The 24,930-nt window shown below is 65.3% G+C and carries 26 protein-coding genes and 1 riboswitch; of the genes, 9 read left to right on the plus strand and 17 right to left on the minus strand.

Annotated elements, in window-relative coordinates; translation table 11 throughout:
- The first annotated feature begins 8 nt into the window (after positions 1-8).
- The 3 genes from AAG813_RS18075 (at position 9) to AAG813_RS18085 (ending at position 3,090) form a co-directional block, all read left to right on the plus strand.
- Positions 9-1,082, plus strand: coding sequence for a phosphotransferase (locus AAG813_RS18075; protein WP_341917285.1), 1,074 nt, complete (start codon positions 9-11; stop codon positions 1,080-1,082).
- 97 nt (positions 1,083-1,179) lie between these two features.
- Positions 1,180-1,917: a 16S rRNA (uracil(1498)-N(3))-methyltransferase gene (locus tag AAG813_RS18080; protein WP_341917287.1), complete on the plus strand. Its 738-nt coding sequence runs from the start codon at positions 1,180-1,182 to the stop codon at positions 1,915-1,917.
- A 3-nt stretch (positions 1,918-1,920) separates the two neighbouring features.
- A complete protein-coding gene (locus AAG813_RS18085; RefSeq protein WP_341917289.1) occupies positions 1,921-3,090 on the plus strand; it encodes an MFS transporter in 1,170 nt (389 codons plus the stop codon).
- Positions 3,091-3,149: 59 nt separating this feature from the next.
- Here AAG813_RS18085 and AAG813_RS18090 read toward each other — a convergent pair whose 3' ends face one another.
- Positions 3,150-4,046, minus strand: a complete 897-nt coding sequence (locus AAG813_RS18090; RefSeq protein ID WP_341917291.1) for a lysophospholipase — start codon at positions 4,044-4,046, stop codon at positions 3,150-3,152.
- 11 nt (positions 4,047-4,057) lie between these two features.
- Positions 4,058-5,530, minus strand: a complete 1,473-nt coding sequence (locus AAG813_RS18095) for a M20 family metallopeptidase (protein ID WP_341917292.1) — start codon at positions 5,528-5,530, stop codon at positions 4,058-4,060.
- 163 nt (positions 5,531-5,693) lie between these two features.
- On the opposite strand from AAG813_RS18095, the gene AAG813_RS18100 reads away from it, so the two are divergent.
- Positions 5,694-6,521, plus strand: coding sequence for a DUF72 domain-containing protein (locus AAG813_RS18100; protein WP_341917294.1), 828 nt, complete (start codon positions 5,694-5,696; stop codon positions 6,519-6,521).
- On the opposite strand, the gene AAG813_RS18105 is transcribed toward AAG813_RS18100, so the two are convergent.
- The 6 genes from AAG813_RS18105 to AAG813_RS18130 form a co-directional block, all read right to left on the minus strand.
- Positions 6,505-8,340, minus strand: a complete 1,836-nt coding sequence (locus tag AAG813_RS18105; protein ID WP_341917295.1) for a SulP family inorganic anion transporter — start codon at positions 8,338-8,340, stop codon at positions 6,505-6,507. The genes AAG813_RS18100 and AAG813_RS18105 overlap by 17 nt on opposite strands.
- A gap of 46 nt (positions 8,341-8,386) precedes the next feature.
- Positions 8,387-9,763, minus strand: coding sequence for a chromate efflux transporter (chrA, locus tag AAG813_RS18110; protein WP_341917297.1), 1,377 nt, complete (start codon positions 9,761-9,763; stop codon positions 8,387-8,389).
- On the minus strand, positions 9,760-10,641 hold the full coding sequence (locus tag AAG813_RS18115; RefSeq protein ID WP_341917298.1) for a chromate resistance protein ChrB domain-containing protein: 882 nt from the start codon (positions 10,639-10,641) through the stop codon (positions 9,760-9,762). The genes chrA and AAG813_RS18115 overlap by 4 nt, the downstream gene beginning before the upstream one ends.
- A gap of 121 nt (positions 10,642-10,762) precedes the next feature.
- Positions 10,763-11,362: a methionine biosynthesis protein MetW gene (gene metW, locus AAG813_RS18120; RefSeq protein ID WP_341917300.1), complete on the minus strand. Its 600-nt coding sequence runs from the start codon at positions 11,360-11,362 to the stop codon at positions 10,763-10,765.
- Positions 11,356-12,525: a homoserine O-acetyltransferase gene (locus AAG813_RS18125; protein ID WP_341917324.1), complete on the minus strand. Its 1,170-nt coding sequence runs from the start codon at positions 12,523-12,525 to the stop codon at positions 11,356-11,358. The genes metW and AAG813_RS18125 overlap by 7 nt, the downstream gene beginning before the upstream one ends.
- 272 nt (positions 12,526-12,797) lie before the next feature.
- Positions 12,798-13,364, minus strand: a complete 567-nt coding sequence (locus tag AAG813_RS18130) for a TMEM165/GDT1 family protein (RefSeq protein WP_341917301.1) — start codon at positions 13,362-13,364, stop codon at positions 12,798-12,800.
- Between the two features lie 7 nt (positions 13,365-13,371).
- Positions 13,372-13,545: riboswitch (yybP-ykoY riboswitch) on the minus strand.
- Positions 13,546-13,691: 146 nt separating this feature from the next.
- On the opposite strand from AAG813_RS18130, the gene AAG813_RS18135 reads away from it, so the two are divergent.
- Positions 13,692-14,894, plus strand: a complete 1,203-nt coding sequence (locus tag AAG813_RS18135; RefSeq protein ID WP_341917302.1) for an ammonium transporter — start codon at positions 13,692-13,694, stop codon at positions 14,892-14,894.
- An 85-nt stretch (positions 14,895-14,979) separates the two neighbouring features.
- Here AAG813_RS18135 and AAG813_RS18140 read toward each other — a convergent pair whose 3' ends face one another.
- The 5 genes from AAG813_RS18140 to AAG813_RS18160 all read right to left on the minus strand — a co-directional run bounded on the left by AAG813_RS18140 (position 14,980) and on the right by AAG813_RS18160 (position 18,188).
- Positions 14,980-15,432 carry a DoxX family membrane protein gene (locus AAG813_RS18140; RefSeq protein ID WP_341917326.1) on the minus strand — a complete coding sequence of 151 codons (453 nt, stop codon included), beginning with the start codon at positions 15,430-15,432 and terminating at the stop codon, positions 14,980-14,982.
- Positions 15,433-15,494: 62 nt separating this feature from the next.
- Entirely contained in the window at positions 15,495-16,301 is an 807-nt protein-coding gene (locus tag AAG813_RS18145) for a putative DNA-binding domain-containing protein (protein WP_341917303.1), read from the minus strand.
- On the minus strand, positions 16,298-17,182 hold the full coding sequence (locus AAG813_RS18150; protein ID WP_341917305.1) for a DUF692 domain-containing protein: 885 nt from the start codon (positions 17,180-17,182) through the stop codon (positions 16,298-16,300). The genes AAG813_RS18145 and AAG813_RS18150 overlap by 4 nt, the downstream gene beginning before the upstream one ends.
- Positions 17,183-17,247: 65 nt before the next feature.
- A complete protein-coding gene (locus tag AAG813_RS18155; RefSeq protein ID WP_341917307.1) occupies positions 17,248-17,553 on the minus strand; it encodes a DUF2282 domain-containing protein in 306 nt (101 codons plus the stop codon).
- Positions 17,554-17,690: 137 nt separating this feature from the next.
- Positions 17,691-18,188, minus strand: a complete 498-nt coding sequence (locus AAG813_RS18160; RefSeq protein WP_341917308.1) for a TlpA disulfide reductase family protein — start codon at positions 18,186-18,188, stop codon at positions 17,691-17,693.
- 239 nt (positions 18,189-18,427) lie between these two features.
- Between AAG813_RS18160 and AAG813_RS18165 the strand changes: the two genes are divergently transcribed.
- From AAG813_RS18165 to AAG813_RS18175, 3 genes are all read left to right on the plus strand, one after another.
- Positions 18,428-18,994: a sigma-70 family RNA polymerase sigma factor gene (locus AAG813_RS18165; protein ID WP_341917310.1), complete on the plus strand. Its 567-nt coding sequence runs from the start codon at positions 18,428-18,430 to the stop codon at positions 18,992-18,994.
- A gap of 9 nt (positions 18,995-19,003) precedes the next feature.
- A complete protein-coding gene (locus tag AAG813_RS18170) occupies positions 19,004-19,246 on the plus strand; it encodes a zf-HC2 domain-containing protein (RefSeq protein WP_341917312.1) in 243 nt (80 codons plus the stop codon).
- Positions 19,247-19,732: 486 nt separating this feature from the next.
- Entirely contained in the window at positions 19,733-20,155 is a 423-nt protein-coding gene (locus tag AAG813_RS18175) for an RNA-binding protein (protein WP_341917314.1), read from the plus strand.
- A gap of 127 nt (positions 20,156-20,282) precedes the next feature.
- Here AAG813_RS18175 and AAG813_RS18180 read toward each other — a convergent pair whose 3' ends face one another.
- From AAG813_RS18180 to AAG813_RS18195, 4 genes are read right to left on the minus strand one after another with little or no spacing between them, the layout of a single operon-like run.
- Positions 20,283-21,065: an SDR family oxidoreductase gene (locus AAG813_RS18180; protein WP_341917316.1), complete on the minus strand. Its 783-nt coding sequence runs from the start codon at positions 21,063-21,065 to the stop codon at positions 20,283-20,285.
- Positions 21,066-21,123: 58 nt separating this feature from the next.
- Positions 21,124-21,813 carry an LPS export ABC transporter periplasmic protein LptC gene (gene lptC / locus AAG813_RS18185; RefSeq protein ID WP_341917318.1) on the minus strand — a complete coding sequence of 230 codons (690 nt, stop codon included), beginning with the start codon at positions 21,811-21,813 and terminating at the stop codon, positions 21,124-21,126.
- Positions 21,813-22,415: an HAD hydrolase family protein gene (locus AAG813_RS18190; protein WP_341917319.1), complete on the minus strand. Its 603-nt coding sequence runs from the start codon at positions 22,413-22,415 to the stop codon at positions 21,813-21,815. Before AAG813_RS18190 ends, lptC begins: the two co-directional genes overlap by 1 nt.
- Before the next feature lie 8 nt (positions 22,416-22,423).
- Entirely contained in the window at positions 22,424-23,416 is a 993-nt protein-coding gene (locus tag AAG813_RS18195; RefSeq protein WP_341917320.1) for a KpsF/GutQ family sugar-phosphate isomerase, read from the minus strand.
- Positions 23,417-23,507: 91 nt separating this feature from the next.
- Between AAG813_RS18195 and AAG813_RS18200 the strand changes: the two genes are divergently transcribed.
- Positions 23,508-24,930 (plus strand): cation:proton antiporter (locus tag AAG813_RS18200; protein ID WP_341917322.1); only part of this gene is annotated, 1,423 nt, incomplete at its 3' end.

Below are 24,930 nucleotides of genomic sequence, written 5' to 3' on the forward strand. Positions count from 1 at the left end.
AAGACCGCATGACCGAATCCCCCCTTGTCTGGCCGGATGCCACCCGCGCCAGCGCGTTTTCCGCCTGGCTACAGGCCCAGACCGCCCCCCACGGCCTGCTGCCCGAAACCGTGCATCCCGCCTCGGCCGACGCCAGTTTCCGCCGCTATTTCCGGGTGCGCACCGCCGACGGCAGCAGCTGCATCATCATGGACGCCCCGCCTGCGCAGGAGGACTGCGCGCCATTTGTCAAGGTCGCCGGCCTGATGGCCGATGCCGGGCTGGAGGCGCCGCGCGTGCTGGCCTGGGACCGGGCCCAGGGCTTCATGCTGCTGAGCGACCTGGGTGCCCGGACCATGCTCGAGGTGATCGAGCAGCAGCCCGAGGCGCGCCTAGCCCAGTGCGCCTACGACCTTTACCGGCAAGCGATCGACGCGCTGGTCCGCTGGCAGCTGGCCTCGCAGCCGGATGTGCTGCCGCCCTACGATGACGCCCTGCTGTCGCGTGAGCTGGCGCTGTTTCCCGACTGGTATGTGGAAAAACACCGTGGCATCACCATCGACAGTACCCTGCGCGCCAAGCTCGACGGCCTGTTTGCGCAGATCAAGGACAGCAACCTGAACGCACTGGGTGGCGCGCGTGTGTTTGTGCACCGCGACTTCATGCCGCGCAACCTGATGGTGCCGGAAAGCGGCGAGCCGCGGCTCGGCGTACTGGACTTCCAGGATGCCGTTTACGGCCCCATCACCTACGACATCGCCAGCCTGATGCGCGACGCCTTCATCAGCTGGCCGGAAGACTTTGTGCTCGAGATCACCGTGCGTTACTGGGAGCAGGCGCGCAAGGCCGGCCTGCCGGTCGGCGACGATTTCGGCGAGTTTTACCGGGCGGTGGAATGGATGGGGCTGCAGCGCCACCTCAAGATTCTGGGCATTTTTGCGCGCCTGACCCTGCGCGATGGCAAGCCGAAATACCTGGCCGACACGCCACGCTTCATTACTTACGCACGCGCCACCTGTGCCCGCTACCGCCAGCTCGGACCGCTGATGGTATTGCTCGACGAGATTGAAGGCAACGAAACCCGGGTGGGCTACACGTTTTGAGCCTTCCCTTTCATGCCAAATCGGGTCCTGGCCCTTTGTCCACAAGCGCAGACCGCTCTTTATTTCATAGCAACATGCACGTTTCCGAAGGCCGGCTATGACGGCCCGCTTCTATGCCGACCTGCCGCTGCGCACCGGCGACGCGCTGGCCCTGCCGGAACGCGCCGCGCGCCACGTGCAGGTGCTGCGCCTGCAGCCGGGCGACGTGATCACGCTGTTCAACAGCCAGGGCGGCGAGTTCCGGGCGACGATTGAACGCATGGGCCGCAGCGACGTGCAGGTGCGGGTCGACAGCCACAGCCCGGTGGAGCGCGAAACCCGGCGCGCCGTGCACCTGGCGGTGGGCATGCCGGCCAACGAACGCATGGACTGGTTGGTCGAAAAAGCCAGCGAACTCGGCGCGGCCAGCATCGCGCCGCTGATGGCCGAACGCTCGGTGCTGCGGCTCAAGGGCGAACGCGCCGACAAGAAGGTCGCGCACTGGCAGGGCGTCGCCATCGCCGCCTGCGAACAGTGCGGGCGCAACCGGCTGCCGCCGGTGCATGCGGTCGACACGCTGAGCGACTGGCTGGCCGCGCTGCCGCCCGCCTCGCCGGGCGAACCGCGGCTGCTACTGTCGCTGCGCGCCGGCACACAACCGTTGGCGCAAGCCCTGGCAGCGTATGACAGCACCACCCCCGTGACCCTGCTCAGCGGCCCCGAAGGCGGCCTGAGCCTGGCCGAAGAAGACGCCGCGCTGGCGCGCGGCTTTCTGCCGGTGACCTTGGGCCCGCGCGTGCTGCGTGCCGAAACCGCGCCGCTGGCCTGCCTGGCGCTGCTCACCCTGGAAGCCTGAACCATGAACCGCAACCTCTGGCTGCTGGCCATCTGCCAGGGCCTGTTTCTCACCAACAACGTCACCTTCATCGCCATCAACGGCCTGGTCGGGCTGAACCTGGCGCCACTGGGCTGGATGGCCACCCTGCCGGTCATGGGGTATGTGGTGGGCGGGGCGCTGTCGACCGGCATCGTCGCGCGCACCCAGAAGCGTTTCGGCCGCAAGACCTCGTTCCAGCTCGGCCTTCTGGTGGCGGTGCTGTCGGCGCTGCTGTGCTGTTATGCCGCCTACAGCCGGAACTTCTGGCTGCTGGTGGCCGCCACCGTGGTGGCCGGTTATTACAACGCCAACGCCCAGCTCTACCGCTTCGCCGCGGCCGAGCTGGCGCAGCCGGCCTTCCGCGAAAAAGCCGTTTCGCTGGTGATGGCTGGCGGCCTGATCGGCGCGATTGCCGGCCCGAACCTGGCGGCGGGCACACGCAGCCTGACCGCCGTGCCTTTTGCCGGCGCTTACCTGGCGCTGGCGGGCGTGGCACTGCTGGCCATGGCGCTGCTGGCCTTTGTGCAGTTCCCGCCGCCGCCGCCGCAGCAGGCGGCCAGCGGCGGCCGGCCGCTGGGCGAGATCATGCGCCAGCCGGTGTTCATCGTCGCCGCTGCGGCCGGCGCGCTGGGTTTCGGCGTGATGAACCTGCTGATGGCGGCCACGCCGATCGCCATGCAGGTCTGCGGCCTGCCGTTTTCCGACGCCGCGCTGGTGCTCGAATGGCATGTGATCGGCATGTTTGCGCCGGGCTTTTTCACCGGCCACCTGATCAAGCGTTTTGGCACCCTGCCCATCATGGCGGTGGGGCTGGCACTCAATGTGGCCTGTGTGCTGGTGGCGCTGTCGGGCGTCAACCTGCACCAGTTCCTGGTCGCCTTGTTTTTGCTCGGAGTGGGCTGGAACTTCCTGTTCACCGGCGCCACCACGCTGGCCCTGACGGCCTACCGGCCGGAAGAAAAAGACAAAGCGCAGGGCGCGCTCAACTTCTGCGTGTTCGCGGTGCTGGCGCTGTCCTCGCTGGCCTCGGGTGTGCTGGTCACCACCCAGGGCTGGACGCTGCTGAACCTCGGTTCGCTGCTGCCGCTGGGCCTGACTGGTGCCGCGCTGGGCTGGTTGGCGCTGCAGCGGCGCAGCCGCAGCGTCGCCTGACACGCTATCAATTCAGGAGCTGCCCGCGCAATAGGAGTAAAGGCTGACAGCTTTTTTTCCTAAAACCTGGCGTCCAGCCAGGCTTTCAGGCTGGCAAACACCGGCGCCGCGTCCAGCTCGTTGAAGATCTCGTGGTACAGCCCGTCAAAACAGCGCGTGGTCACGACCTGGGCGCCACCATGGCTGGCGGCCGCTTCGGCAAAAGCGCGGCTGCCGGCCGGGTTGACCAGCTTGTCGGCGCCGGCATACATCAGCAGTGTCGGCGTGCGCCAAGTGGCGGCGGCGGCCACCGTGGCCGGCCCGGCGGTTGCGATGAACTTGGCCAGCCGCGCGGAAATTTTGGCATGCACCAGCGGGTCGGCCTGGTACTTGCGGACCACCTGCGGGTCGTGCGAGATGAACTCGGGCTTCACGCCGTTGTTGACACGCAGATTCGGTGCAATCGCCGGCAGGGTGGCCAGCAAAAGTTTCTGGATTGCATTGAGCCCGGGATCGAGCGCCGGCGAGGACATCACCAGGCCTTCAACAGGCCGCAGCCCGAGCGACACAAAACGGCCCGCCACCAGGCCCCCCAAACTGTGCCCCAGCAGGATCAGCGGCAGGGCATCGGCCAGCTCTCCGTCCGCGCGCGGCAGGCGCAGCGAGCGCTGGCGGGTGTCGTCGACCACCTCGGCCAGGTCCTCCAGCAGCAGGGACTCGCTGGACAGGCCGCCGCGCTCGCCGCCCGATTCACCGTGGCCACGCTGGTCGTAGGCGCGCACCGCAAAACCCCAGTCCAGCAAACGACGCGCCACATGCTCGTAGCGGCTCGCGTGTTCGCCGAGACCGTGCACCAGCAGCACCACCGCGCGCGGCGGCAAGGCGTTGTCGGCCTCCCAGGCGTCCATGGGCCACTCGTACAGCGCCAGGTTTTCGCCGTCGCGGGCGGTGAACGGTGCCAGCAAGGGATGGTCCATGGCAGTCCGGCTCAGGGCATGCGGGCGATGACGGACGCCACGGCCGCGGTGATTTTCTTGGCATACGGCACGTGCAGGAATTCGTTGGGGCCGTGCGCATTGCTCTTCGGCCCCAGCACGCCGCAAACCATCATCTGCGCCTTCGGAAAACCCTGGCTCAGCATGTTCATCAGCGGAATCGTGCCGCCCTGGCCAATGGTGCCGCAGGGTGCCCCATAAAAAGCCTGCGAGGCTTCGTTGAGCGCCTGCTCGAACCAGGGCGAGGTCGCCGGTGCATTCCAGCCGGTGGCGCCGCCAGCGCTTTCAAACGTGACCCGGGCCTGGTAAGGCGCGTTGTCCTCGAGCAGGGCCTTGAGCTCCTGCACCGCGCCGGCGGCATCGACCAGCGGCGGCAGGCGCAGCGACAGCTTGAAGGCGGTGTAAGGCCGCAGCACATTGCCGGCATTGCCCATCTCGGGGAAGCCGTCGGCGCCGGTCACGCTCAGCGTCGGTTTCCAGGTGCGGTTGAGCAGGGCCTCGACCGGGTCGGTGGTGGTCGGCAGCGCAAACATGGTCGCGCCACCGCAGTCGTAATGGGCCCACGGAAACCGCTTGTAGATCTGGTCGCCGAGGATTTGCGCGGTGGCCTTCGCCTGCGCCAGCCGTTCGGCGGGAATTTCGCAGTGAAAACTTTGCGGTAGCAGGGTGCCGGTCTTGCTGTCTTCCAGGCGGTCCAGCACCTGGCGCATGATGCGAAAGCTCGAGGGCACCAGGCCGCTGGCATCGCCCGAATGCACACCTTCGGTGAGGATCTCGACCTTCAGCACACCGCTGGCCATGCCGCGCAGCGAGGTCGTGAGCCAGAGCTGGTCGTAGTTGCCCGCGCCCGAATCGAGGCAGATCACCAGGCCCACGTCACCGAGCCGCGTGCGCAAGGCATCGACATAGGGCAGCAGGTCGTAGGAGCCGCTTTCCTCGCAGGTTTCGACCAAGCCGACGATGCGCGGGTGCGGCACGTTCTGGCTTTTCAGCGCCTGGATCGCGGCGATGCTGGCGTACAGCGCATAACCGTCGTCGGCACCGCCGCGCCCGAACAGCTTGCCGTCTTCGTACTTGGGCGTCCAGGGGCCGAGGTCGTTACGCCAGCCGGTGAACTCGGGCTGCTTGTCGAGGTGGCCGTACATCAGAACGGTTTCCGTGGCGCCGGTTTTGGTCGCAGGCACTTCAAAAAACAGCACCGGCGTGCGGCCTTGGAGGCGAACGATCTCGAGCGTCAGGCCCTCCACCTTCTGCGCCTCGACCCAGGCCGCGGCGTTACGCAGCACGGTCTCGAGATGGCCGTGGCCGGCCCAGTCGGCATCAAAGGACGGCGACTTGGCGGGGATGGTGATGTAGTCGGTGATCTGTTTGACGATGTCGCCGTCCCACTGGGCGCTGACCTGGGACAGGGCCTGGGTGGCGTCCAGCACGCTGGCGGGAATTTCTCGATGCAAGGGGGCGTTCATGAATACACTCCGGGAAAAGGGTTCAGCGGGACGGTCCGGCTGAACTGTCACTGTAACCGTGCTGCGCACATCGTGCCAGGCTGTGCTTCGGGGAACGCCGCACGTCAGGGCATTGTCCGGGACCCTGGCGAAACCGTCATCCCCTGTTTGCGGGAGTATCGCCTTGAAACCATCCGAAAGTTCCCTTCCCGCCATTCGCGTCGGCATAGGCGGCTGGACCTACGCGCCCTGGCGTGACAACTTTTACCCGGCCAAGCTGCCGCACAGCCAGGAGCTGGCTTGCGCCAGCCGCCAGCTGACCGCCATCGAGGTCAACGGCACCTACTACAGCACCTTCAAGCCACCGACTTTTGCCAAATGGCGCGACGAAACGCCGGACGGTTTTGTGTTCTCGCTCAAGGCCAGCCGCTTCACCACGAACCGCCGGGTCCTCGCCGAAGCCGGCGAGTCCGTAGCCCGTTTTGTCGGCAGCGGCATTAGCGAACTCGGTGACAAGCTCGGCCCCATCGTCTGGCAGTTCATGCCGACCAAGGTGTTTGATGCCGATGATTTCGGGGCCTTCCTGGCGCTGCTGCCGAAGGCGGTGGATGGCCGCCAGCTGCGCCACGTGCTCGATGTGCGCCACCCCAGCTTCATGACGCCGGACTACCTGACACTGGCGCGCAAGCACCACTGCGCGACGGTGTTTACCGACTCGCCCGACTTCCCGTCCTTTGCCGACCTCACCTCGGATTTTGTCTATGCCCGGCTGATGTGCAGCGACGCGAAGTTCACGAACGGCTATGCGCCCAAGGCCCTGGATGGCTGGGCGGCGGCGGCGCAAACCTGGGCGCAGGGCGGTGAGCCCGACGACCTGCCGCGGCTGGCGCCCCTGAAAGCCAAGGGCAAGGCCAGGGACGTGTTTGTGTTTTTCATCAACGGCGCCAAGGAAAAAGCGCCGGCAGCCGCCACCGCCCTGCTGCAGCGCCTGGGTTTCAAGGCGCAGGCTTAGGGTCGGCTGCGTCGTCCACGGGATCAGGCCCGGGCACGCCGCGGCACTCCTCGAAAATACGCGCCGTGCATTGTCGGCAGATGGCCGGGTCCAGTCGCGTGAAAATCGTCGCGATCGCGCTGCGCTTGTCGGGGAACTGGTGCTCGGGGCCGAGCAGCCGTGTGAAACCGGTGGTCTGCCACATCTGGATGACTTCGGGACGCGGGCGGTGAAAGTACAAATCGCCCCCCATCGCCCGGCGCGCGTTGAGTTCCGCCTCCCACAGCTGGGCGCCGGCCAGGTCGATGAAGTTCATGCTTTTGCCCATTACCAGCAGGTGTTTTTGCGGATGGCGCGCATGGCGCAGCGCATGCAGGGTATCGGCCACATGCTGGGTGGCGCCAAAATAGACCTCGCCTTCCATGCGCAGCAGCTTGAGCTGCGGGCACTCGGGTAAAGGGTGTTCGGCATCGGCCAGCACCACGAACTGCCGGTCCGGCGCGCGGCTGTCGAAGCCCATGGTGCGCATCGCGGGTTTGGACGTGCGGTACAGAAAGGACATCAGCGACAGCAGGGTGCCCAGCAGGATGGCGATCTCCAGCCGGATGCTGACGGTCGCCACCAGCGTGGCCAGCGCCACGCCGAATTCGGTGCGGCTCAGGCTGAACAACTGCCGCCAGCGCCCGAGGTCCAGCAGCGAGACTGCCACCAGAACCAGCAGGGCCGCCAGCGCCGCCATCGGGATCTGCGCCAGCAGTGCCGCACTGACGGCGACCAGGCCCAGCAGCAGCAGGGCCGAGAACACCGCCGCCAGCGGCGTGCGCGCGCCGGCCTCCAGATTCGGCATGGACCGGTTCAGCGAGCCGCAGGACACATACGAGGAAAAAAAGCCGCCGATGATGTTGGACAGGCCCTGGCCGCGGAACTCGCGGTTGGCGTCGATGCGCTGGCCGGAGCGCGCGGCCACCGCCTTGGCGATCGAGATCGACTGGCCCAGCGCCACGATGGTCAGCGCAAACGCCAGCCCCAACAACTCGGACAGCGCCGACCAGCTCACAGTGGGAATCGCAAATTTCGGCCATGGCGTGGTGATCTGTCCGACCGTGCGCAGCGGCAACGGCGCTGCGCTGACGTACGTCGCCCAGCCCCAGGCCAGCGCCGTCGCCGCCACCAGCCCGGCCAGCATGGACGGCCAGCTGGGGCGCAGCCGCCGCACCAGCAGGGCCACGGCCACGGTCACGCCGGCCACGGCCAGCGCCGCCGGCTGCACCGAGCGGAGCATCGCGCCCACATGCAGCAGCACCGCGGCAGCCCCATGGTCGGCCGCCGCCGGCAGGCCCAGCAGATCGGGCAGGGCGTACACCGCGATCAACACCGCCGCACCCGAGGTGAAGCCGAACAGCGCCGCAGGCGAAATGAAGTTGGCCAGCGAGCCCAGCCGCAGCGCGCCAATCAGCCACTGCATGACGCCCACCATCACGGTGACCGCCAGCGCCATCTGGATGTAGCCCGGGCTGAAGGCCAGCGCCAGCGGCGACAGCATGGCAAACAGCGCCAGCGAGTTGGCGTTGGTCGGGCCCGACATCACATGCCAGCTGGAGCCGAACAGCGCAGCAATGATGCAAGGGATGATGGCGGTGTAGAGGCCGTACTCCGGCGGCAGGCCGGCCAGCGTGGCAAAGGCAATGCCCTGCGGCAACACCAGCACCGCACCCAGCAGCCCCGCCATCAGATCGGCGCGCAGGCTCGCCGGCGTCACCTGGTGCACCCAGTGGCCGAACAGCCGCTCGAACAGCTTCAGCGCCGGGGCAATGGGTGTGTTTTCCGGATGGCCTTGCATGGGCTGGAGCATACCGCGGCGCGTGTCGTACGCCGCCGCCCCACCCTCACGTCAGGCCGCCCAGGCGCAGCAGCAGGCCGGCCAGCGCGCTGGCCGCGATGACCGGAATCACACCCACCTTGTAGCGCAGCAACGCCAGGCTGGCGGCGACCAGGATCGCCAACGCCGGCCACGCCACATTTGAAGGAAAACCGCCTGCAGCGCCCGCGGGGAAAGCGACATGCGCTATGAAAAACAGAGCTAGGCTGGCAATCACGCCGACCACAGCCGCCGTGATGGCCGCCAGCGGCGCGGTGAAATGTATCTTGCCGTGGGTGGACTCCACCAGCGGTCCGCCCGCCAGGATAAAGATGAACGACGGCAAAAAGGTGAACCAGGTCACCAGCAGGGCCGCCAGCGTCGCGCCCTGGAACAGCGCGTCCGGCCCCAGCACCTCCTTGGTCCAGCCGCCGACAAACGCCACAAAGGCCACCACCATGATGAGCGGGCCTGGCGTGGTTTCGCCCAGCGCCAGCCCGTCGATCATCTGCGGCCCGCTGAGCCAGCCGAACTGCTCGACCGCGCCCTGGTACACATAGGGCAGCACCGCATAGGCACCACCAAATGTCAGCAGTGCCGCCTTGGTGAAAAACCAGCTCATCTGGGTCAGCGCCCCGCTCCAGCCCTGCCAGGCGACCAGTGCCCCCATCGGCAACAGCCAGAGCACGGCACCCGCCGCCAGTACCTTCGCCAGCCGCGCTGTGCTGAAGCGCGCGTGGCCGGGGGTGGGTGTGTGGTCGTCGATCAGCGCAGGCACATGGACCCGCACCGTGCCGCCATGCCCACCACCGACGGCAAACTGCCCGGGCGCAAAACGCGCGCACAGCCAGCCGGTCAGCGCAGCGCCCAGAACCACCCAAGGGAACGGCACGTGCAGAAACGCAATCGCCATGAAACTGAGAGCGGCGACCACCCAAGGGACGGGGGCTTTGACCGGATTCTTTAGTGACTTGCTGCCGATGCGGTGCACCGCCTGCAGCACGATCGCGGCCACGGCCGGCTTGATGCCGTCAAACATTCCGGCGACCAGCGGCACGTCGCCAAACGCCACGTACATCCAGCTCAGCGCGATCAGGATGAACAGCGACGGCAGCACGAACAGCGCACCCGCCACGATGCCACCCCAGGTCCGGTGCATCAGCCAGCCGATGTAGGTGGCCAGCTGCTGCGCCTCCGGCCCCGGCAGCAACATGCAGTAGTTGAGCGCATGCAGAAAACGCTTTTCCGAGATCCAGCGTCTCTGCTCGACCAGCTCGCGGTGCATGATGGCAATCTGCCCGGCCGGCCCGCCGAAACTGATGAAGCCGAGCTTGAGCCAGAACCTGAACGCTTCGGCAAACGGCACGCTGGCCGGTGCGCCGGCGGAAGAAATGACGTCGCTCATGCGGCGGTTCCTGCGGTCATGGTTTGCGGCTTCCAGTTGTGAGTCTCTTGCCGCGCATCCCGGCACCAGGCGTAGAGCGCGTCGTAAAGCGGCAGGGCGGCCTCCAGCATGACAGGGTCGTCCGGGTGCAGGCGTGACAAGCCCAACGAAAAAGCCAGCAGCCCCGCCGACTGTGGCGCCAGGTCCAGGCGGTCGGTATCTGCGCCGCGCACGATGCGGGCAAGCACATCCAGTGCTGGCACATGCAGGTCGAAAGCGCGCAGCAGGGCGTCAAAGCTGCAGGCCTCGCCTTCATGGGACACCGGCGCACCGGGAATGTCGAAAGCCACCGCGCCCAAGCGGGCCGCTTCGCTGAAAACCTCCGCCGTCGGCACGTATAAAAATTCGGCACGCGGGTCGATGAAGCGGCGTATCAGCCAGGGGCAGGCAATGCGGTCTATCTTGGGCCGTTCACGGGTGACCCAGCGCGAAGCCCGTTCACCGGTGACGCCCCAGTCAGGGCGCTTCAACACGGTGAGTGGCGGGTGGGCGCGCCATTGCGCGATATCCTGCGGCGTGTCGATGCCTTCTTCACCGCCTTCCATGCCGCCGGCCAACATCTGCGCGTTCCAGCCGGCTGCGCGCAGGGTGGCTGCTGCCTCGGCGCTGACGTTGTGACCGTACACGCAATAAACCACCGCTTCGCGCGCCGGTTCGGACGCGGCCAGCGCAGCAACATGTTCCGGCGCGCAGCGTCGGGCGCCGGCCAGCATGCGCGGGTTGCCGTGAAATTTTTCTTCGCGGCGAACATCCAGCAGCAGGGGCGCGTCCGCGCGGCCCATGCGGGCCGCGAGTTGTTCAGGGGTGATGCGGGGAATGGCAATGAAAGAGGTGTCCACGGAATACTCCTATGAGTTACCAGCGCTTGGACGGGACACCGTCTATCTGTGAAGAGTCGGGAGGCTGACATCCCGATGGCTGAATATTAGCATCGGCCGGGGGGCGCCGCCACCCCCTGACCTAGCCGTGCTGGAACTTGAACACCGCGCGGCTGGCGCGGGCGTTCGGCCAGAAGCGGACTTCCCGGCCGTCCTGCAAGCCGAAGACATCGAGGATGTTCAGACGGTTTTTCTGCGCCAGCGCGGCAAAGTCCTGCAGGGTGCCGACCCGGATGTTCGGTGTGTCGTACCACTGGTAAGGCAACACCCTGGTGACCGGCATGCGGCCGCGCAGCACCGCCACGCGGTTTGGCCAGTGGCCGAAGTTGGGAAAGGCCACGATGCCGGTGCGGCCGACGCGCGCCGTCTCGCGCAGCATGACCTCGGCGTTGCGCAGGTGCTGCAGCGTGTCGATCTGCAGCACCACATCGAAACTCGCGTCGCCGAACATGGCCAGGCCTTCGTCGAGGTTGAGCTGGATCACATTGACGCCGCGCGCCACACAGGCCTGGATGTTGGCGTCGTCTATTTCCACGCCGTACCCGGTGCAGCCGCGTTCGCGGATCAGGTGGTCGAGCAGGGCGCCGTCGCCACAACCGAGGTCCAGCACGCGTGAACCCGGGGGTACGAGACGGGCAATCACCAGCTGGTCGGCGGAGAGCTGGGGAGGCGTCTTCAGCATGGTGCCACCTTGCTCTCGAAATAGGAGCGAACCACGCCCATGTAACGCGGGTCATCGAGCAAAAAGGCGTCATGACCATGGGGCGCGTCGATCTCGGCGTAACTCACGTCGCGCTGGTTGTCGAGCAGGGCCTTGACGATCTCGCGGCTGCGCGCCGGCGAAAAGCGCCAGTCGGTCTTGAAGCTCACGAGCAGGAATTTGGCCCGGGCCCGCGCCAGCGCCGGTGTGAGTTGGCCACCGTGCTCTGCCGCCGGATCGAAATAGTCGAGCGCCCGCGTGATCAGCAGATAGGTGTTGGCGTCAAAGTACTCGCTGAACTTGTCGCCCTGGTAACGCAGGTAGCTTTCGATCTGGAACTCGACCTCCTGGGTGGAAAATTTGTAGCCGCTGGCATGGCCCAGGGCCACTTCACGCAGCTGACGGCCGAACTTCTCGTTCATCACGTCGTCGCTGAGGTAGGTGATGTGGCCGATCATGCGGGCAATGCGCAGGCCGCGCTGCGGCAACACGCCATGGCGGCCGTAGTGCCCGCCATGAAAGTCCGGGTCGGTCACGATGGCGCGTCGCGCCACCTCGTTGAAGGCGATGTTTTCCGCCGTCAGGTTGGGCGCACTGGCCACCACCACCGCGTGGCGCACGCGCTCGGGGTACTGCAGTGTCCAGCTCAGCGCCTGCATGCCGCCCAGGCTGCCGCCCATGACCGCAGCCAGGGTGGTGATGCCCAGCGCGTCGAGCAGGCGCGCCTGCGCCTGCACCCAGTCCTGCACCGTGACCACCGGGAAGTCGGCGCCGTAGATCTCGCCGCTGTCGGGGTTGCGCTGCATGGGCCCGGTCGAGCCGAAGCAGGAGCCCAGGTTGTTCACGCCAATGACAAAAAACACATCGGTGTCCACCGGTTTGCCGGGGCCGATCATGGTGTCCCACCAGCCTTCGGATTTCGGCAGCACCGCACCCTGCGCATCAAGGTAGACGCCGGCCACATGGTGCGAGGCGTTCAGCGCATGGCAGATCAGCACGGCGTTGGACCGGTCGGCATTGAGCGTGCCGTAGGTCTCGTAGCTCAGGTCGTAGGCAAGGATGGACGCGCCGCTTTGCAAAGGCAAAACGTCGGCGAAATGCATGGACTGGGGTGTGGCAACTAGCAAAACAGAAAGCCTGAACAGAACCCGTGAACAAAAGAAAACCCGGCATCGCTAAAAGCGAGTCCGGGTTCATGGATGTTCGTCTTTAGCGGTACTTTTTAAGCGCCCGCAAGCTGAGCAAATCGGCGCTGAATAAGTATACCCCCACGCTTTTCACTACGCCTTCGGCTTCGTGTAATGCGCTGCCCCCCGAGGGGGCTGCTGCGCCTGCGGCCGGGCGAAGCCCGTTCCGCGGCCCCTGCTGGCATGAAGAACCCCTCTGATTGCGTGCGGTTGCGGGCCTGGCACCCGACTCAGGCCTTGATCAGCAAGGCCGCCAGCCCCAGGCCGGCAAAAATAACCGCCGACACGATGTGCACCACACGCAGCGGCACCAGCTGCGTGACGCGGGCGCCCAGCCAGACCACCGGGGCGTTGGCCAGCATCATGCCCAGGGTGGTACCGGCAACCACGCCGAACCAGGCGTCGTAACGGGCGGCCAGCATCACGGTCGCAATCTGCGTCTTGTCGCCCATCTCGGCCAGGAAAAACAGCATGGCGGTGGTGCCGAACACGCCGAAGCGCGGCAGGCGCCCATCGGCCGCATCGTCGTCGAGCTTGTCCGGAACCAGCATCCAGCCCGCCATGGCAAGGAAGGACACACCGAGGATCCAGCGCATGGTTTGCGGGCTGATCAGGGTGGTCAACCAGGCGCCCAGGGCTCCGGCCATGGCATGGTTGGCGACGGTGGCGACGAAGATGCCGGCCACGATGGGCCAGGGTTTGCGGAAACGGGCCGCAAGGACGAGGGCGAGAAGTTGCGTCTTGTCGCCCATTTCGGCGAGGGCGACGATGCCCGTGGAGATGAGGAAAGCTTCCATGTGAAAAGACTCCGGCCGAAAACCATTGACTGCACGGCATCCCCGGCCTTGAGCAGGAGCTGTGCAGTCAAAGGTCTCGCTGGGTCCGATGGACTGCTGGCGCCATGTCCGTGATGGACAAGTCTGTTGACGCAAGCCCCTTTCAGGATTGAAAGGGTGGCTACTCCCCAATGACAGAGCGCCATTGTAACTCCCGGCGTCCCGCTGTTTTTGATCTGCCCAAGTTGGTGCGCACCTCTCTGGCGCAGTTTTTGCTTGATTTTGGTGCTATCGCTTTTTACTACCTGCTTCTGCACTAAAACTGCTCAAACATTCAAAGAGGGGCTTATGGACGCACTAAAACAGGGCTCGGATGCCTTGTTCATCCTGCTGGGCGGCATCATGGTTTTGGCCATGCACGCCGGTTTTGCTTTTCTGGAACTCGGCACAGTTCGCAAAAAGAATCAAGTCAATGCGCTGGTCAAGATCCTGGTGGACTTCTCGGTGTCCACCGTCGTGTACTTCGTCGTCGGTTACGGCGTGGCCTACGGCACGAGCTTTTTCGTGGGCGCGGAAGTGCTGGCCGCCAAAAACGGCTACGAACTCGTCAAGTTCTTCTTTTTACTGACCTTTGCCGCGGCCATTCCGGCCATCATCTCCGGCGGCATTGCGGAGCGGGCACGGTTTTACCCGCAGCTGTTGGCCACCGCCGTGATCGTCGGGTTTGTCTACCCGTTTTTCGAGGGCATCGTCTGGAACCAGCACTTCGGCGTGCAGGCCTGGATCAAGGCGCTGACCGGGTTCGAGTTTCATGACTTTGCCGGCTCCATCGTGGTTCATGCGGTCGGCGGCTGGCTGGCCTTGCCGGCGGTGATCCTGCTCGGCGCACGCAGCAACCGATACCGCAAGGACGGCGGCATCTCGGCACATCCGCCGTCCAGCATTCCCTTCCTCGCGCTGGGCGCCTGGATCCTGACGGTCGGCTGGTTTGGCTTCAACGTCATGAGTGCGCAGACGATTGACAAGATCTCGGGCCTGGTCGCGGTCAACTCGCTGATGGCCATGGTCGGCGGCACGCTGGCCGCGCTGGCGCTCGGCAAGAACGACCCGGGTTTTGTGCACAACGGCCCGCTGGCGGGGCTGGTCGCGGTGTGTGCGGGCTCGGACCTGATGCACCCGCTGGGCGCGCTGGTCACGGGCGGCATCGCCGGCGCGGTGTTTGTATTGATGTTCACGCTGACGCAGAACCGCTGGAAGATCGACGATGTGCTGGGTGTCTGGCCGCTGCACGGCCTGTGCGGCGCCTGGGGCGGCATCGCCGCAGGCATCTTCGGCAGCAAGGCCCTGGGCGGCCTGGGCGGCGTGCATCTCGGCGCGCAGCTGATCGGCACGGTCATGGGTGTCGGCTGGGCGCTGCTGGCGGGCTTCGCGGTCTACGGCCTGATCAAGGCCACCATGGGCCTGCGCCTGAGCCAGGAAGAGGAATACGAAGGCGCCGACCTGTCGATACACCGCATCGGCGCCACCCCCGACCGCGAGGTCAACTGGTGAGGGCCACGATGGTGACCCGCCACCGTTTGCTCCTGAATTTATAGCAACCTGCGCTCATCCCTATTGGGCTGATGGTCGATTTGGCTTATGAAGTTCGGCGAACCCGCCGCAATGCCGGCGCCAGCCAGCGGTCCAGCGACCACGGCCCCCCACCGTAAATGGCCAGCCCCGCCAGCAGCGTGCCCCAGAACACATGCTGCTGCAGGGCGGCCGGTGCGATCTCGCTGAGCGAGATCACTGCGACGGTATTGACCACGAACAGGCCCAGCGCCGGCAAGCGGCCCGCCAGGCCCAGCACCAGCAGCACGGGCAGCACCAGCTCGCCCGCCGTCCCCAGCAGAGCGGCCGCCGCCGGAGGCAGCAAGGGCACGTGGTACTCGTCGGTGAACAAGGCCACCGTGGTCTCCCAGTCTCGCAATTTGGTCAGCCCCGACAGAAAAAACACCTGCGCGATGTACAGGCGCGCTAGGAGCGCAGCCAGCGGCTGCAGCGCGTCCAGCGCCCGCGTCAGCAAAGCCCAGGCCTTGAGCCCACGCATGACCCATCCCCGCTGGCTGCCTGTAGCTATCGTTGTTGTTGTCATCATTTCTTTCTCCTCGGTTATTGGCACGGACACGCACCACAGACCAGGCCGGTCTGTACGGCCGCAGCCAGCCAGATGTTGAAATCAAACGCCGCGGCCTCTTCGCCCAGCCTGTCGACGCCATCCAGTGCCTCTGCAAGCGCCCGGCCAGCCAGAAGCGTTTCGATCAGCTTGTGTTCTGCCGCGCTGCTCGGTCGCACACAAGGCTTGAATCCCTGGCGCCAGACCAGTGCATGTTCGGCGCAACCGGCGGCAAGCCGTTGCCCGGCTTCCTGGAGGCTGGGCTGACCCAGCAGGTGCGCGTTGACAATGCTGACCACGGGGCTGGCGCTTGCCAGCAGCGCTACGCCCGCGCCCAGAGCAAGGGAGAGCGGTGCGGCATCCTCCGAAGCCAGCAAGGCAAACGAAGGGAAATCGGCCTCTACGTCTGCTGCGGTGGCAGTCGCATGCATCAGCCATTCAAGCCGCGCGACATCACCCAGGCAAGGTTCGTCCGCCAGCTGCGGCGCGGCATCAACGAAGCCTGCAAGGTCCTCGCCCCAACAGGCCATGTCGCCACGCGAAGGCGGGTGAGCGGACCAGAAATGGCGCGCCAACATTGCAAAATTTTCTTCTCCCATGAACTGGAACAAAACCGGGTAGGCCGCCGCGAGGGCGCGTTCCGCCAGTGCGTGGCCGTTGGCGCGGTAGACCAGCAGGCCGCGTTCGTTCAACCGTTGGGCCGCCCGGCCTTGCGGCAGCCATTGCAACAGTGCGCTCGCATCGCCCGCACCAAGCACGGCCTGCAGCAAGGCCTGTTGCTCGGGGAAGTCGTCGCGCGTCACGCGGGCACCTCTTCGGCATGCGCCTGAAAAGCGCGTGCGCGAGCTGCTTCATCAAGCAGAACCTGCAGCGGCGGAATGTCGGTGTCCCACTCCACCAGGGTCGCGAGGCCTTGTGGCGCGCCACCAAAACGCGTGAGCGCGTGACGGTAGATCTGCCAGACCGGGTCACACACACGGCTGCCATGGTCGTCGATCACGATGTCGCCGCAGTCCTTGTGGCCGGCGACATGCAGCTCCGCCACCGCGTGCGGCGGCAACCGCTCCATCCACGCCATGCAGGCGCGCACCGGATCGTCCGTGCTGCCAGCAAGGCGCGCATTGAGCGCATTGACGTAGATATTGTTCACGTCAACCAGCAGGCCGCAACCGGTGCGGCTGGCCAGTTCCCCTAGGAACTCCGCCTCGTCCATGTCGGAGCTGCTGAAGCTGACGTAGGCCGACAGGTTTTCAACCAGCAAGACCCTTTGAAGTCGATCCTGAACCTGCTGCACATTGGCGCACAACACATCCAGCGACTGCCGGTGAAAGGCCAGCGGCAGCAGATCCGCCGCATGCACGGTGGTGCCGCCCCAGGGTCCACGCGCAAACGAGGCATGGTCGGAGACGCGAACCGGCTCAATGCGCTCGACCAGCGCAGCGAGCTGCGCCAGGTGCCAGGGATCAATCCCGGCGGCGGAACCCAGTGCCAGCCCGACGCCATGCAGGCTGATCGGGTAGGTCTGGCGGGCCTCCTGCAGGACGGCGCGCGCCGCGCCGCCGGGCGCAAAAAAGTTTTCGGAATGGACCTCCAGGAAGTCCAGCTCCGGTCGCGCCTCGAGCAGGGACGCATAGTGCGGATGCCGCCAGCCTATGCCCGTGGTGAAAAGAATGGAGTCAGTCACAGCCAGAAGGCGACGCCTGTCCAGGGACAGGCGGCTTCGCCCGGAGGGGAACAGTCAGCAAGCGATCAGCTCTTCTTGTCCATCATCGGCTTGTCCATCATGGCCTTGCCTTTCATCTTCGCCTGGTCGGCCGTCATGCCTTTCATGCTGGCGCAAGTGCCTTTGGCCACATATTTCCATTCACCGGCATCGTCGCTGAGCTTGGACTGCCCGGCGCAGGAATGGGTGCCTGCGAGGTTGGCGCAATCGTTCTGGCCCGCCTTGGCGATGCCGTAACATTTTTCTTTTTCCTGGGCGACAGCGGGTGTAGCCATCAGCATGGTGGACAGCAGGGAAGCTGCAGCTGCAGCAATCAGGGCGCGTTGGTTCATTTGAAATCTCCAGTTGATTCGAACAGGTTAAAAATCCCGACCAGACCCATTTGTTTTCTCTGTCTGGTTAAAGCTTGGTCCCGCGACAGCGGGCGTTCTTACAGGATTTTTCTCTCCGTCAAAAAAATGCTCGCGGCTTACAGCAGGTCGGCAATGCGGTCCCAGGCCTCCGGCGGAATCCGGCCCAGGTAGCGCTCGACAATTTTTCCGGACTTGTCGACCAGATAACCCGCAGGCAGCTGCGCGTGGGGGCCCAGGTTGTCGCGGTAGCTGCTGTCGCCGGCCCAGAGCTGGACAAACCGCTGCCGGGTCGACACCGTGCGCGAGAGGATGGCTTCATAGTCCAGCACGTCCTGCATGCGTGTGTCGGTGCTCACAGCCACCAGCTCGAAGGGTTTGCCGACCCAGCCTTCGTAGTTGGTCCGCAGCTCGGGCATCTTGTCGCGGCACACCGCGCAGCCAGTGGACCAGTACAACACCAGCACCACTTTGCCCCTGAGCGAGGACAGCCTGAAGGGCTTGCCCTCCACCGTTTTGCCTTCGATGTGCGGCGCTGCTGCGGCCACTCGCGCGGCGACGGTGCTTTCCGCCTTCATGGAGGTCGGCGGTGTTTGCGCCTGCGAGGGAATGACCATCCCGAGAGCGATAAGGGCGAGCGTACCCAAGCCCGCGAAGCTCCGGTCTGAACGAGCGCCGCTGCGGGAGGCGATGGGTGTTGAAACGTGACAGGCAAAACCCATGATGGTGTCCTTGGTGGGTGGTGGCAGCAGATTTGGACTGCAAGGACTTGGTCGCGGACTGGCTGGAATCCTTACGGGTATTTCTGCACTTTTTTTGCCATCCCCGCGCCGCCGTGCGGCTAGACTCGCCATCCATGGCCACCTTTGAAGAGCAACTGGTTGAACACCGGGTCTACCTCATGCGTTTTGCGAGGCTGCAGTTGCGCAACGATGCCTGGGCGGAGGACGCCGTCTCCGAAACCCTGCTGGCGGCACTGTCCAAGCCGCAATCGTTTGGCAACCGTTCACAGCTCAAAACCTGGCTGGTCGGCATTCTCAAACACAAGGTCATCGACCTGATCCGCAGCCACGCCCGGGAGGTTGCGCTTCCCGATAGCGGGGCCGATGACGAAGCCGATGAACTGGACAAGCTCGCCTTCCAGGCCGACGGCCACTTCGCCAGCCCGCCCGGTGACTGGGGTGATCCGCAGCAAACCCTGGCGCAAAGCCAGTTTTTCAAGGTGCTTGATGCCTGCGTCGAGCGGCTGCCCCCGGCGCTCGGCCGCCTGTTCCTGATGCGCGAATGGCTGGAACTGTCCTGCGAAGAAGTCTGTAAGGAACTCTCGCTCACGCCGACCAATTTGTACGTCCAGCTTCACCGTGCGCGCCTGCGTTTGCGCGAATGCCTGGCCGTTCACTGGTTTGGCCAACACACCCACTGAAGGGCCGTCATGAAGATCCAGTCCCTTCCCCTGATGCGCACCTGCAGGCAGGCCGCGGCCTTGCTGGTGGCGCGGGAGGACCGCGCGTTGAGCCTGTCCGATACCGTGGCCTTGCGGCTGCACATGCTGGCCTGCAAGGCCTGCCCGCAATTTGAAAACCAGCTCATCACCATGCGACTGGCGATGGGCCGCTGGCGCAACTATGCGGGCGAGGCACCGAGCCCTGGCACCCAGGACATCAAGCCCGACTGATGGCCGGCGCGGCCGCCCGGCCCGCCAGCGGTCCCGGCGAACGCGAGCCCTCGCAAAAATGGCCGGTCATTTGTGTCAGCAGCGTAAAAATTCGTTTTTTGGCTTCAGCACCGACACAGCGCCCGCCCGTCTTGAACGAGAAAATACAAGTGGGCACAAACTTCCTGTTTTTTTGTTGAAAATCAACACTCTTTCATTTTTCGAAGCGCTATTTGCAGTGCAACGCGCCACGAGTCGGCGCGCCAACGCTCGCGCTCCGGGGCAAAACCGGCCGCCAGCCCAGTGTTGATGCGGGTCTGCCCAGCCTGACGACGGCAATATTTGCTTGTCTTCCCCGGGTGGGGCCGCATAACATAAAGGCTGTGGATGCAAATCCACACCCGTCAGGTGATCGGTCAGTTTCGCGCGCTACAGCTGTACTTTGGAAGATTGTTGTGCTTTCGGGACTCCATCGCTTTTGTCATTGTGTTTTAGAGGAGTCCCTTCATGGGCAACAAACTTTACGTCGGCAATCTGCCTTACTCCGTCCGCGACGAAGACTTGCAACAATCTTTTGGCCAGTTCGGCGCTGTCACCAGCGCTAAAGTCATGATGGAGCGCGACACCGGTCGCTCCAAAGGCTTTGGCTTTGTGGAAATGGGCAGCGATGCCGAAGCGCAGGCAGCTATTGCCGGCATGAACGGCCAGCCTCTGGGCGGTCGCAGCGTTGTGGTCAATGAAGCCCGTCCGATGGAAGCACGTCCTCCACGCACTGGCGGCGGCTTCGGCGGCGGTAGCGGTGGTGGTGGCGGCGGCTACGGTGGTGGCGGCGGCGGCGGTGGTTACGGCGGCGGTGGTGGCGGCGGTGGCCGTTCCGGCGGCGGCGGCTACGGTGGTGGCGGCTCCGGCGGTGGACGCGGCGGCTACTAAGCCCTGACCCCAGCCCCTTCAGCTTCGGCTGAAGACAGCTTGAAAAGGCTTCAAGACTTCGGTTTTGAAGCCTTTTTGCATGGTGGCCCTTGATCTGCGGTCGCCTGCAGCTATTGTTTTTGTAGCGTTAGAGCGGCTTTTCCGGTTGCCGGTGTTTGCGCGGCCGGCCCGCCAGGGCCTTGTCGAACACCGCATTGGGCAACAGGCGCAGCAGCTTGGCCACCACACCCATCTGCCAGGGAATCACGCGGTAGCTGACGCCGGCTTCGATGGCGGAGAAAGCCTTGTCGGCAAACGCCGCTGGCTGCATGAGAAACGGCATGGCGTAGCGGTTCTTCTGCGTCAGCGGGGTGTCGATGTAGCCGGGACACAGGGTCACGACCTTGACGCCCGCAGGCCGCAGCTCGCCCCGCAGGCTTTCGCAGTAACTGATCACGGCCGCCTTGCTGGCACAGTAGGCGCCGTGGCCAGGCAGGCCGCGAATGCCCGCCACGCTGCCGATGCCCACCAGCGAACCCGACCCCCGCTGCACCATGGCAGCCACAAAAGGATGAAACGTCGCCGCCAGGCCGATGTTGTTGGTGGCAAAGGTCTGTGCCATCACCTCCAGGTCCTCGCGCACCGCCGTGTCCATGCCAATGCTGATGCCGGCGGTGGCCACCACCACATCCGGCACCCCCTGGGTTGCCAGGCAGGCCTGCCCTGCGGCCACTATGCTGTTGCAGTCCGCCACATCAGCGCTATAGATTTTATAGCTCTCGGCGCTTATTCCCTGTGCCTGCGCCCATGATTCCACCTCGGAGGTCCGGCGCGCCACCAGTGCCAGCCGGTAGCCGGCCTGAAAAAACCGCAGGGCCAGGGCCTGACCAATGCCGCTGGAGGCGCCGGTGATGAAAACAAGTCTGGACATGGAAAACTCCTGCCGCGCCTGAACCGGCCGGCTTTTTACAGGCGGCCGCCAGCCGCCGTCAGGGCGCGCCACCCGCGGGGGCTTTGCGCGGTACAAGCACGCCTTTGACGCGCCCCTTGAGGTCTGCCACGCGGTCAAAATTGTCGTAGGCAAAGGTGTCACCTGCAAACTGGTCGCTGCCCCGCGTGATGACCACCGGCAGGTGCGACTTCGCGCGCTCCTCGTTGACAAACACGTGCAGGAACTCGCCCTTGAATTCGAGCCGCGGAATTTCCCGGCCGGCCGCATCCACGGCCGCTTCGCGCACCACGCGTGCATTGCCGATGAGCTGGACTTCCGAGCCGTCGGCATTGGTCAGCGCGCGGTTGCCGGTGGAGGTCGTCAGCCGGCCTTCCAGGCTGTAGCTGCGGATCAGCGCCTGGTCGATCTCCAGCGTGTCGGTCTCGGGGTAGTGGCGCAGCTCGGCGCCGGAGACATCACTTTTGAGCCGCCCCGCGTCATCAAAAGTCTTGATGCCGAACTTGCGCAGGTAGTAGTCCGGCTCGGCGCTGACCGCCCGCTGGCCTTCAGGCGGCAGCGAGGCGGGCGTGTTTCTGACCAGCCAGTACGTGCCCAGCGCCAGCACGCCCATCATCAGTACCGGGATGTAGATGGCCGTGCGCTCCCACAGCAGCGACACCCTGTCCAGCGCGTTGCGCCATGCGGGAACCGCGTTGGCAGGAGGGTCCAGGGAGGGATTGGCAACCATCAGTCGGTGTACTCCTGCAGCAAGGCCGCGTAACGGCCACTGGCCACCATCAGCAGGTCGCAGAACTCACGCACGGCGCCGTCACCACCGCGGGCCTGCGTGACATGCGTGGCCAGGGCCTTGACCTCCTCATGCGCGTTGGCGGGGGCGCAGCTGAAGGCCACGCGGCGCATCACTGGCAGGTCGGGCCAGTCATCGCCCATGAAGGCCGCCTGCGACCAGTCCAGGCCCAGCGCCTTGAGCGTGATCTCGGCGGCCGGGCGTTTGTCTTCGGTTCCGAAATGAGCATGCACGATACCGAGGGCCTGCAGGCGAGTCCGCAGCACGGCGCTGTCGCGCCCGGTGATCACCGCCGGGGTGATGCCGGCGCGCTGCAGCAACTTCAGGCCATGGCCGTCGAGGGAGTTGAAGCGCTTGAGCGTTTCGCCCGCGGCATAAAACCCCACCTGCGGTGTCGCCCTCGGATCGCCTTCCGGGTATTCGCCGAAATACAGGCCCCCGTCGGTGAGCACGCCGTCCACATCAAAAAAAGCCACTTTCACCTGCTGCGCAAGCAGCAGCAGTTGGGGCGCGAAATTCAGGGCTGGCGAATGGGGTTTCATCGTTAACATCAAATCACTTTGGCACGCAGCAGATCATTGCTGTTGAGCGCACCGCACAAGACGCCCGCATCGTCCACCACCAGCACACTGGTGATGCGGTACTGCTCCATCAGCGCCACCGCTTCCACCGCCAGCGCGCCGGCACGCAGGGTACGCGGGTTGGGATGCATCACATCGGCGGCCTTGCTGGCCCGCAGGTCCACGCCTTTTTCAATCAGCCGGCGCAAATCGCCATCGGTGAAAATGCCGCGGACCTGGCGCGCATCATCGACAACGGCCGACGCACCCAGGCCCTTGCTGCTCATCTCGCGCATCAGCTCCGTGAAGCTGGCCTGCAAGCCAACCGACGGCACCGCATCGCCGGTGCGCATCACATCCTCGATATGCGTCAACAGCTTGCGGCCCAGCGCCCCGCCCGGGTGGGAACGGGCAAAGTCTTCTTCCCTGAAGCCGCGTGCATCAAGCAAGGCCACCGCCAGCGCATCACCCAGCGCCATTTGCGCCGTGGTGCTCGCCGTTGGCGCCAGATTGAGCGGGCAGGCCTCCACATCCACGGCGCTGTTCAGGACAATATCGGCGTGCTGCGCAAGCGTCGAGCCGGCGCGGCCGGTCATCGCCACCAGCGTCACCCCGAGGCGCTTCAGGGCCGGCAGAATGACCGCCAGCTCCTGGACTTCGCCGGAGTTGGAGATCGCCAGCACGATATCCCCCGGCGACACCATGCCGAGGTCGCCATGGCTGGCTTCAGCCGGGTGGACAAACAGGGCCGGTGTACCGGTGGACGCAAGCGTCGCGGAAATTTTCCGTCCGATGTGACCGCTTTTCCCCATGCCCATCACCACGACGCGGCCCTTGCAGGCCAGCATGACCTGCACGGCTTGCGCGAATTCGGGGCCGACCCGGCTTTTCAGGCCGAGTACCGCGGCGGCTTCAATGTCAAAGGTTCTGTGGGCCAGTGCCAGCGCTTGCGCAGGGTCGAATTTCGCGGGATCAAAGCTCATGCCTGCATTCTATAGAGCCGCACTGAATTGGGACCGTCCTGCCCACTCACCCTCCGGGAGAGAGAGAACACCCATCGGCTACCATCCAAGCATGACCGCGCTCGAACTCACACTGCTGTATTTGCTGGCTGCAGTGCTTGGCGTGGTTGCTTGCCGCTTCTTCAAGTTGCCGCCCATGCTGGGTTACCGGGCCGTCGGCGTGGTGATCGGCCCGAACGCGCTGGCGCTGGCAAAAAACTCCGATGGCGTGCGCCATCTCGGCGAGTTCGGCGTGGTGTTCCTGATGTTTGTGATCGGACTCGAGTTCAACCTGCCCAAGCTGCGCTCGATGCGGCGTCATGTCTTCGGCCTGGGCATGCTCCAGGTCGTGTCCACCATGGTGCTGGCCACGGTCGGCTCCCTGTTTCTGGCGACGCTCGCACCCACGCTCTGGAAAATGCCGTGGCAGACGGCGCTGGCGCTGTCCGGCGCCGTTGCCATGAGCAGCACCGCCGTGGTGGTCAAGCTGTTGTCCGAGCGGCTCGAGCTCGACTCTGAACACGGCAAACGCGTGATGGGCGTGTTGCTGTTCCAGGATCTGGCCGTGGTGCCGCTGCTGGTGCTGATTCCCGCGCTGGGCGCCTCTCCCGACAAGCTGCTGATGGCCCTGGCGATTGCCGCTCTCAAGGCGACGGTGCTGGTCGGATTGCTGCTGACCGGCGGCCAGCGTGTCATGCGCTGGTGGCTGACGCTGGTGGCCAGGCGCAAGAGCGAGGAGCTGTTCGTGCTGAACCTGCTGCTGGTCACGCTGGCGCTGGCCTGGCTCACCGAGCTGGCCGGGTTGAGCCTGGCGCTCGGCGCCTTCATCGCCGGCATGCTGATCTCGGAGACCGAATTCAAGCACCAGGTGGAGACCGACATCCGGCCCTTCCACGATGTGCTGCTCGGCCTGTTTTTCATTAGCATCGGCATGATGCTGGACTGGCGGCTGGTGCTCGAACGCTGGCCGCTGGTGCTGCTGCTGCTGACTGTGCCGGTGCTGTTCAAGCTGGTCATGATCACGGCGCTGGCGCGCGGCCTGGGCGCCACCACCGGCGTGTCGCTGCGCACCGGCCTGTACTTGGCGCAAGCCGGCGAGTTCGGCTTTGTGCTGCTGACCCTGGCGCAGGGCAACAACCTCGTGCCCCCGTCGCTGCTCAACCCCATCCTGGCGAGCATGGTGCTGTCGATGCTGGCCACGCCCTTCATCATCATGTACAGCAACCGCATCGTGATGAAGCTGGTCTCCAGCGAGTGGCTGCAGCAGTCGCTGCAGATGACCACGATTGCGCGCAAATCCATCAACACCGACCGGCACGTGATTGTCTGCGGTTACGGGCGCTGCGGCCAGAACCTGGGCCACATGCTGGAGCGCGAAGGCATCCCCTACATCGCGCTGGACCTGGACCCGGACCGGGTGCGCCAGGCCGCCGCCGCTGGCGACTCGGTGGTGTTCGGCGACGCGGTGCGGCTGCAGTCGCTGATGGCGGCCGGGC

The organism is Polaromonas sp. YR568, from assembly GCF_943371715.1.
In the GTDB taxonomy this organism is placed as follows: domain Bacteria; phylum Pseudomonadota; class Gammaproteobacteria; order Burkholderiales; family Burkholderiaceae_C; genus Polaromonas.

What these genes read in the sequence shown, in the direction of transcription:
- AAG813_RS18075 (WP_341917285.1), top strand. Translation starts at nt 9, where the DNA reads ATGACCGAATCCCCCCTTGTCTGGCCGGATGCCACCCGCGCCAGCGCG.
- AAG813_RS18080 (WP_341917287.1), top strand. Translation starts at nt 1,180, where the DNA reads ATGACGGCCCGCTTCTATGCCGACCTGCCGCTGCGCACCGGCGACGCG.
- AAG813_RS18085 (WP_341917289.1), top strand. Translation starts at nt 1,921, where the DNA reads ATGAACCGCAACCTCTGGCTGCTGGCCATCTGCCAGGGCCTGTTTCTC.
- AAG813_RS18090 (WP_341917291.1), bottom strand. Translation starts at nt 4,046, where the DNA reads ATGGACCATCCCTTGCTGGCACCGTTCACCGCCCGCGACGGCGAAAAC.
- AAG813_RS18095 (WP_341917292.1), bottom strand. Translation starts at nt 5,530, where the DNA reads ATGAACGCCCCCTTGCATCGAGAAATTCCCGCCAGCGTGCTGGACGCC.
- AAG813_RS18105 (WP_341917295.1), bottom strand. Translation starts at nt 8,340, where the DNA reads ATGCAAGGCCATCCGGAAAACACACCCATTGCCCCGGCGCTGAAGCTG.
- chrA (WP_341917297.1), bottom strand. Translation starts at nt 9,763, where the DNA reads ATGAGCGACGTCATTTCTTCCGCCGGCGCACCGGCCAGCGTGCCGTTT.
- metW (WP_341917300.1), bottom strand. Translation starts at nt 11,362, where the DNA reads ATGCTGAAGACGCCTCCCCAGCTCTCCGCCGACCAGCTGGTGATTGCC.
- AAG813_RS18130 (WP_341917301.1), bottom strand. Translation starts at nt 13,364, where the DNA reads ATGGAAGCTTTCCTCATCTCCACGGGCATCGTCGCCCTCGCCGAAATG.
- AAG813_RS18135 (WP_341917302.1), top strand. Translation starts at nt 13,692, where the DNA reads ATGGACGCACTAAAACAGGGCTCGGATGCCTTGTTCATCCTGCTGGGC.
- AAG813_RS18140 (WP_341917326.1), bottom strand. Translation starts at nt 15,432, where the DNA reads ATGCGTGGGCTCAAGGCCTGGGCTTTGCTGACGCGGGCGCTGGACGCG.
- AAG813_RS18155 (WP_341917307.1), bottom strand. Translation starts at nt 17,553, where the DNA reads ATGAACCAACGCGCCCTGATTGCTGCAGCTGCAGCTTCCCTGCTGTCC.
- AAG813_RS18160 (WP_341917308.1), bottom strand. Translation starts at nt 18,188, where the DNA reads ATGGTCATTCCCTCGCAGGCGCAAACACCGCCGACCTCCATGAAGGCG.
- AAG813_RS18165 (WP_341917310.1), top strand. Translation starts at nt 18,428, where the DNA reads ATGGCCACCTTTGAAGAGCAACTGGTTGAACACCGGGTCTACCTCATG.
- AAG813_RS18170 (WP_341917312.1), top strand. Translation starts at nt 19,004, where the DNA reads ATGAAGATCCAGTCCCTTCCCCTGATGCGCACCTGCAGGCAGGCCGCG.
- AAG813_RS18175 (WP_341917314.1), top strand. Translation starts at nt 19,733, where the DNA reads ATGGGCAACAAACTTTACGTCGGCAATCTGCCTTACTCCGTCCGCGAC.
- AAG813_RS18180 (WP_341917316.1), bottom strand. Translation starts at nt 21,065, where the DNA reads ATGTCCAGACTTGTTTTCATCACCGGCGCCTCCAGCGGCATTGGTCAG.
- lptC (WP_341917318.1), bottom strand. Translation starts at nt 21,813, where the DNA reads ATGGTTGCCAATCCCTCCCTGGACCCTCCTGCCAACGCGGTTCCCGCA.
- AAG813_RS18190 (WP_341917319.1), bottom strand. Translation starts at nt 22,415, where the DNA reads ATGAAACCCCATTCGCCAGCCCTGAATTTCGCGCCCCAACTGCTGCTG.
- AAG813_RS18195 (WP_341917320.1), bottom strand. Translation starts at nt 23,416, where the DNA reads ATGAGCTTTGATCCCGCGAAATTCGACCCTGCGCAAGCGCTGGCACTG.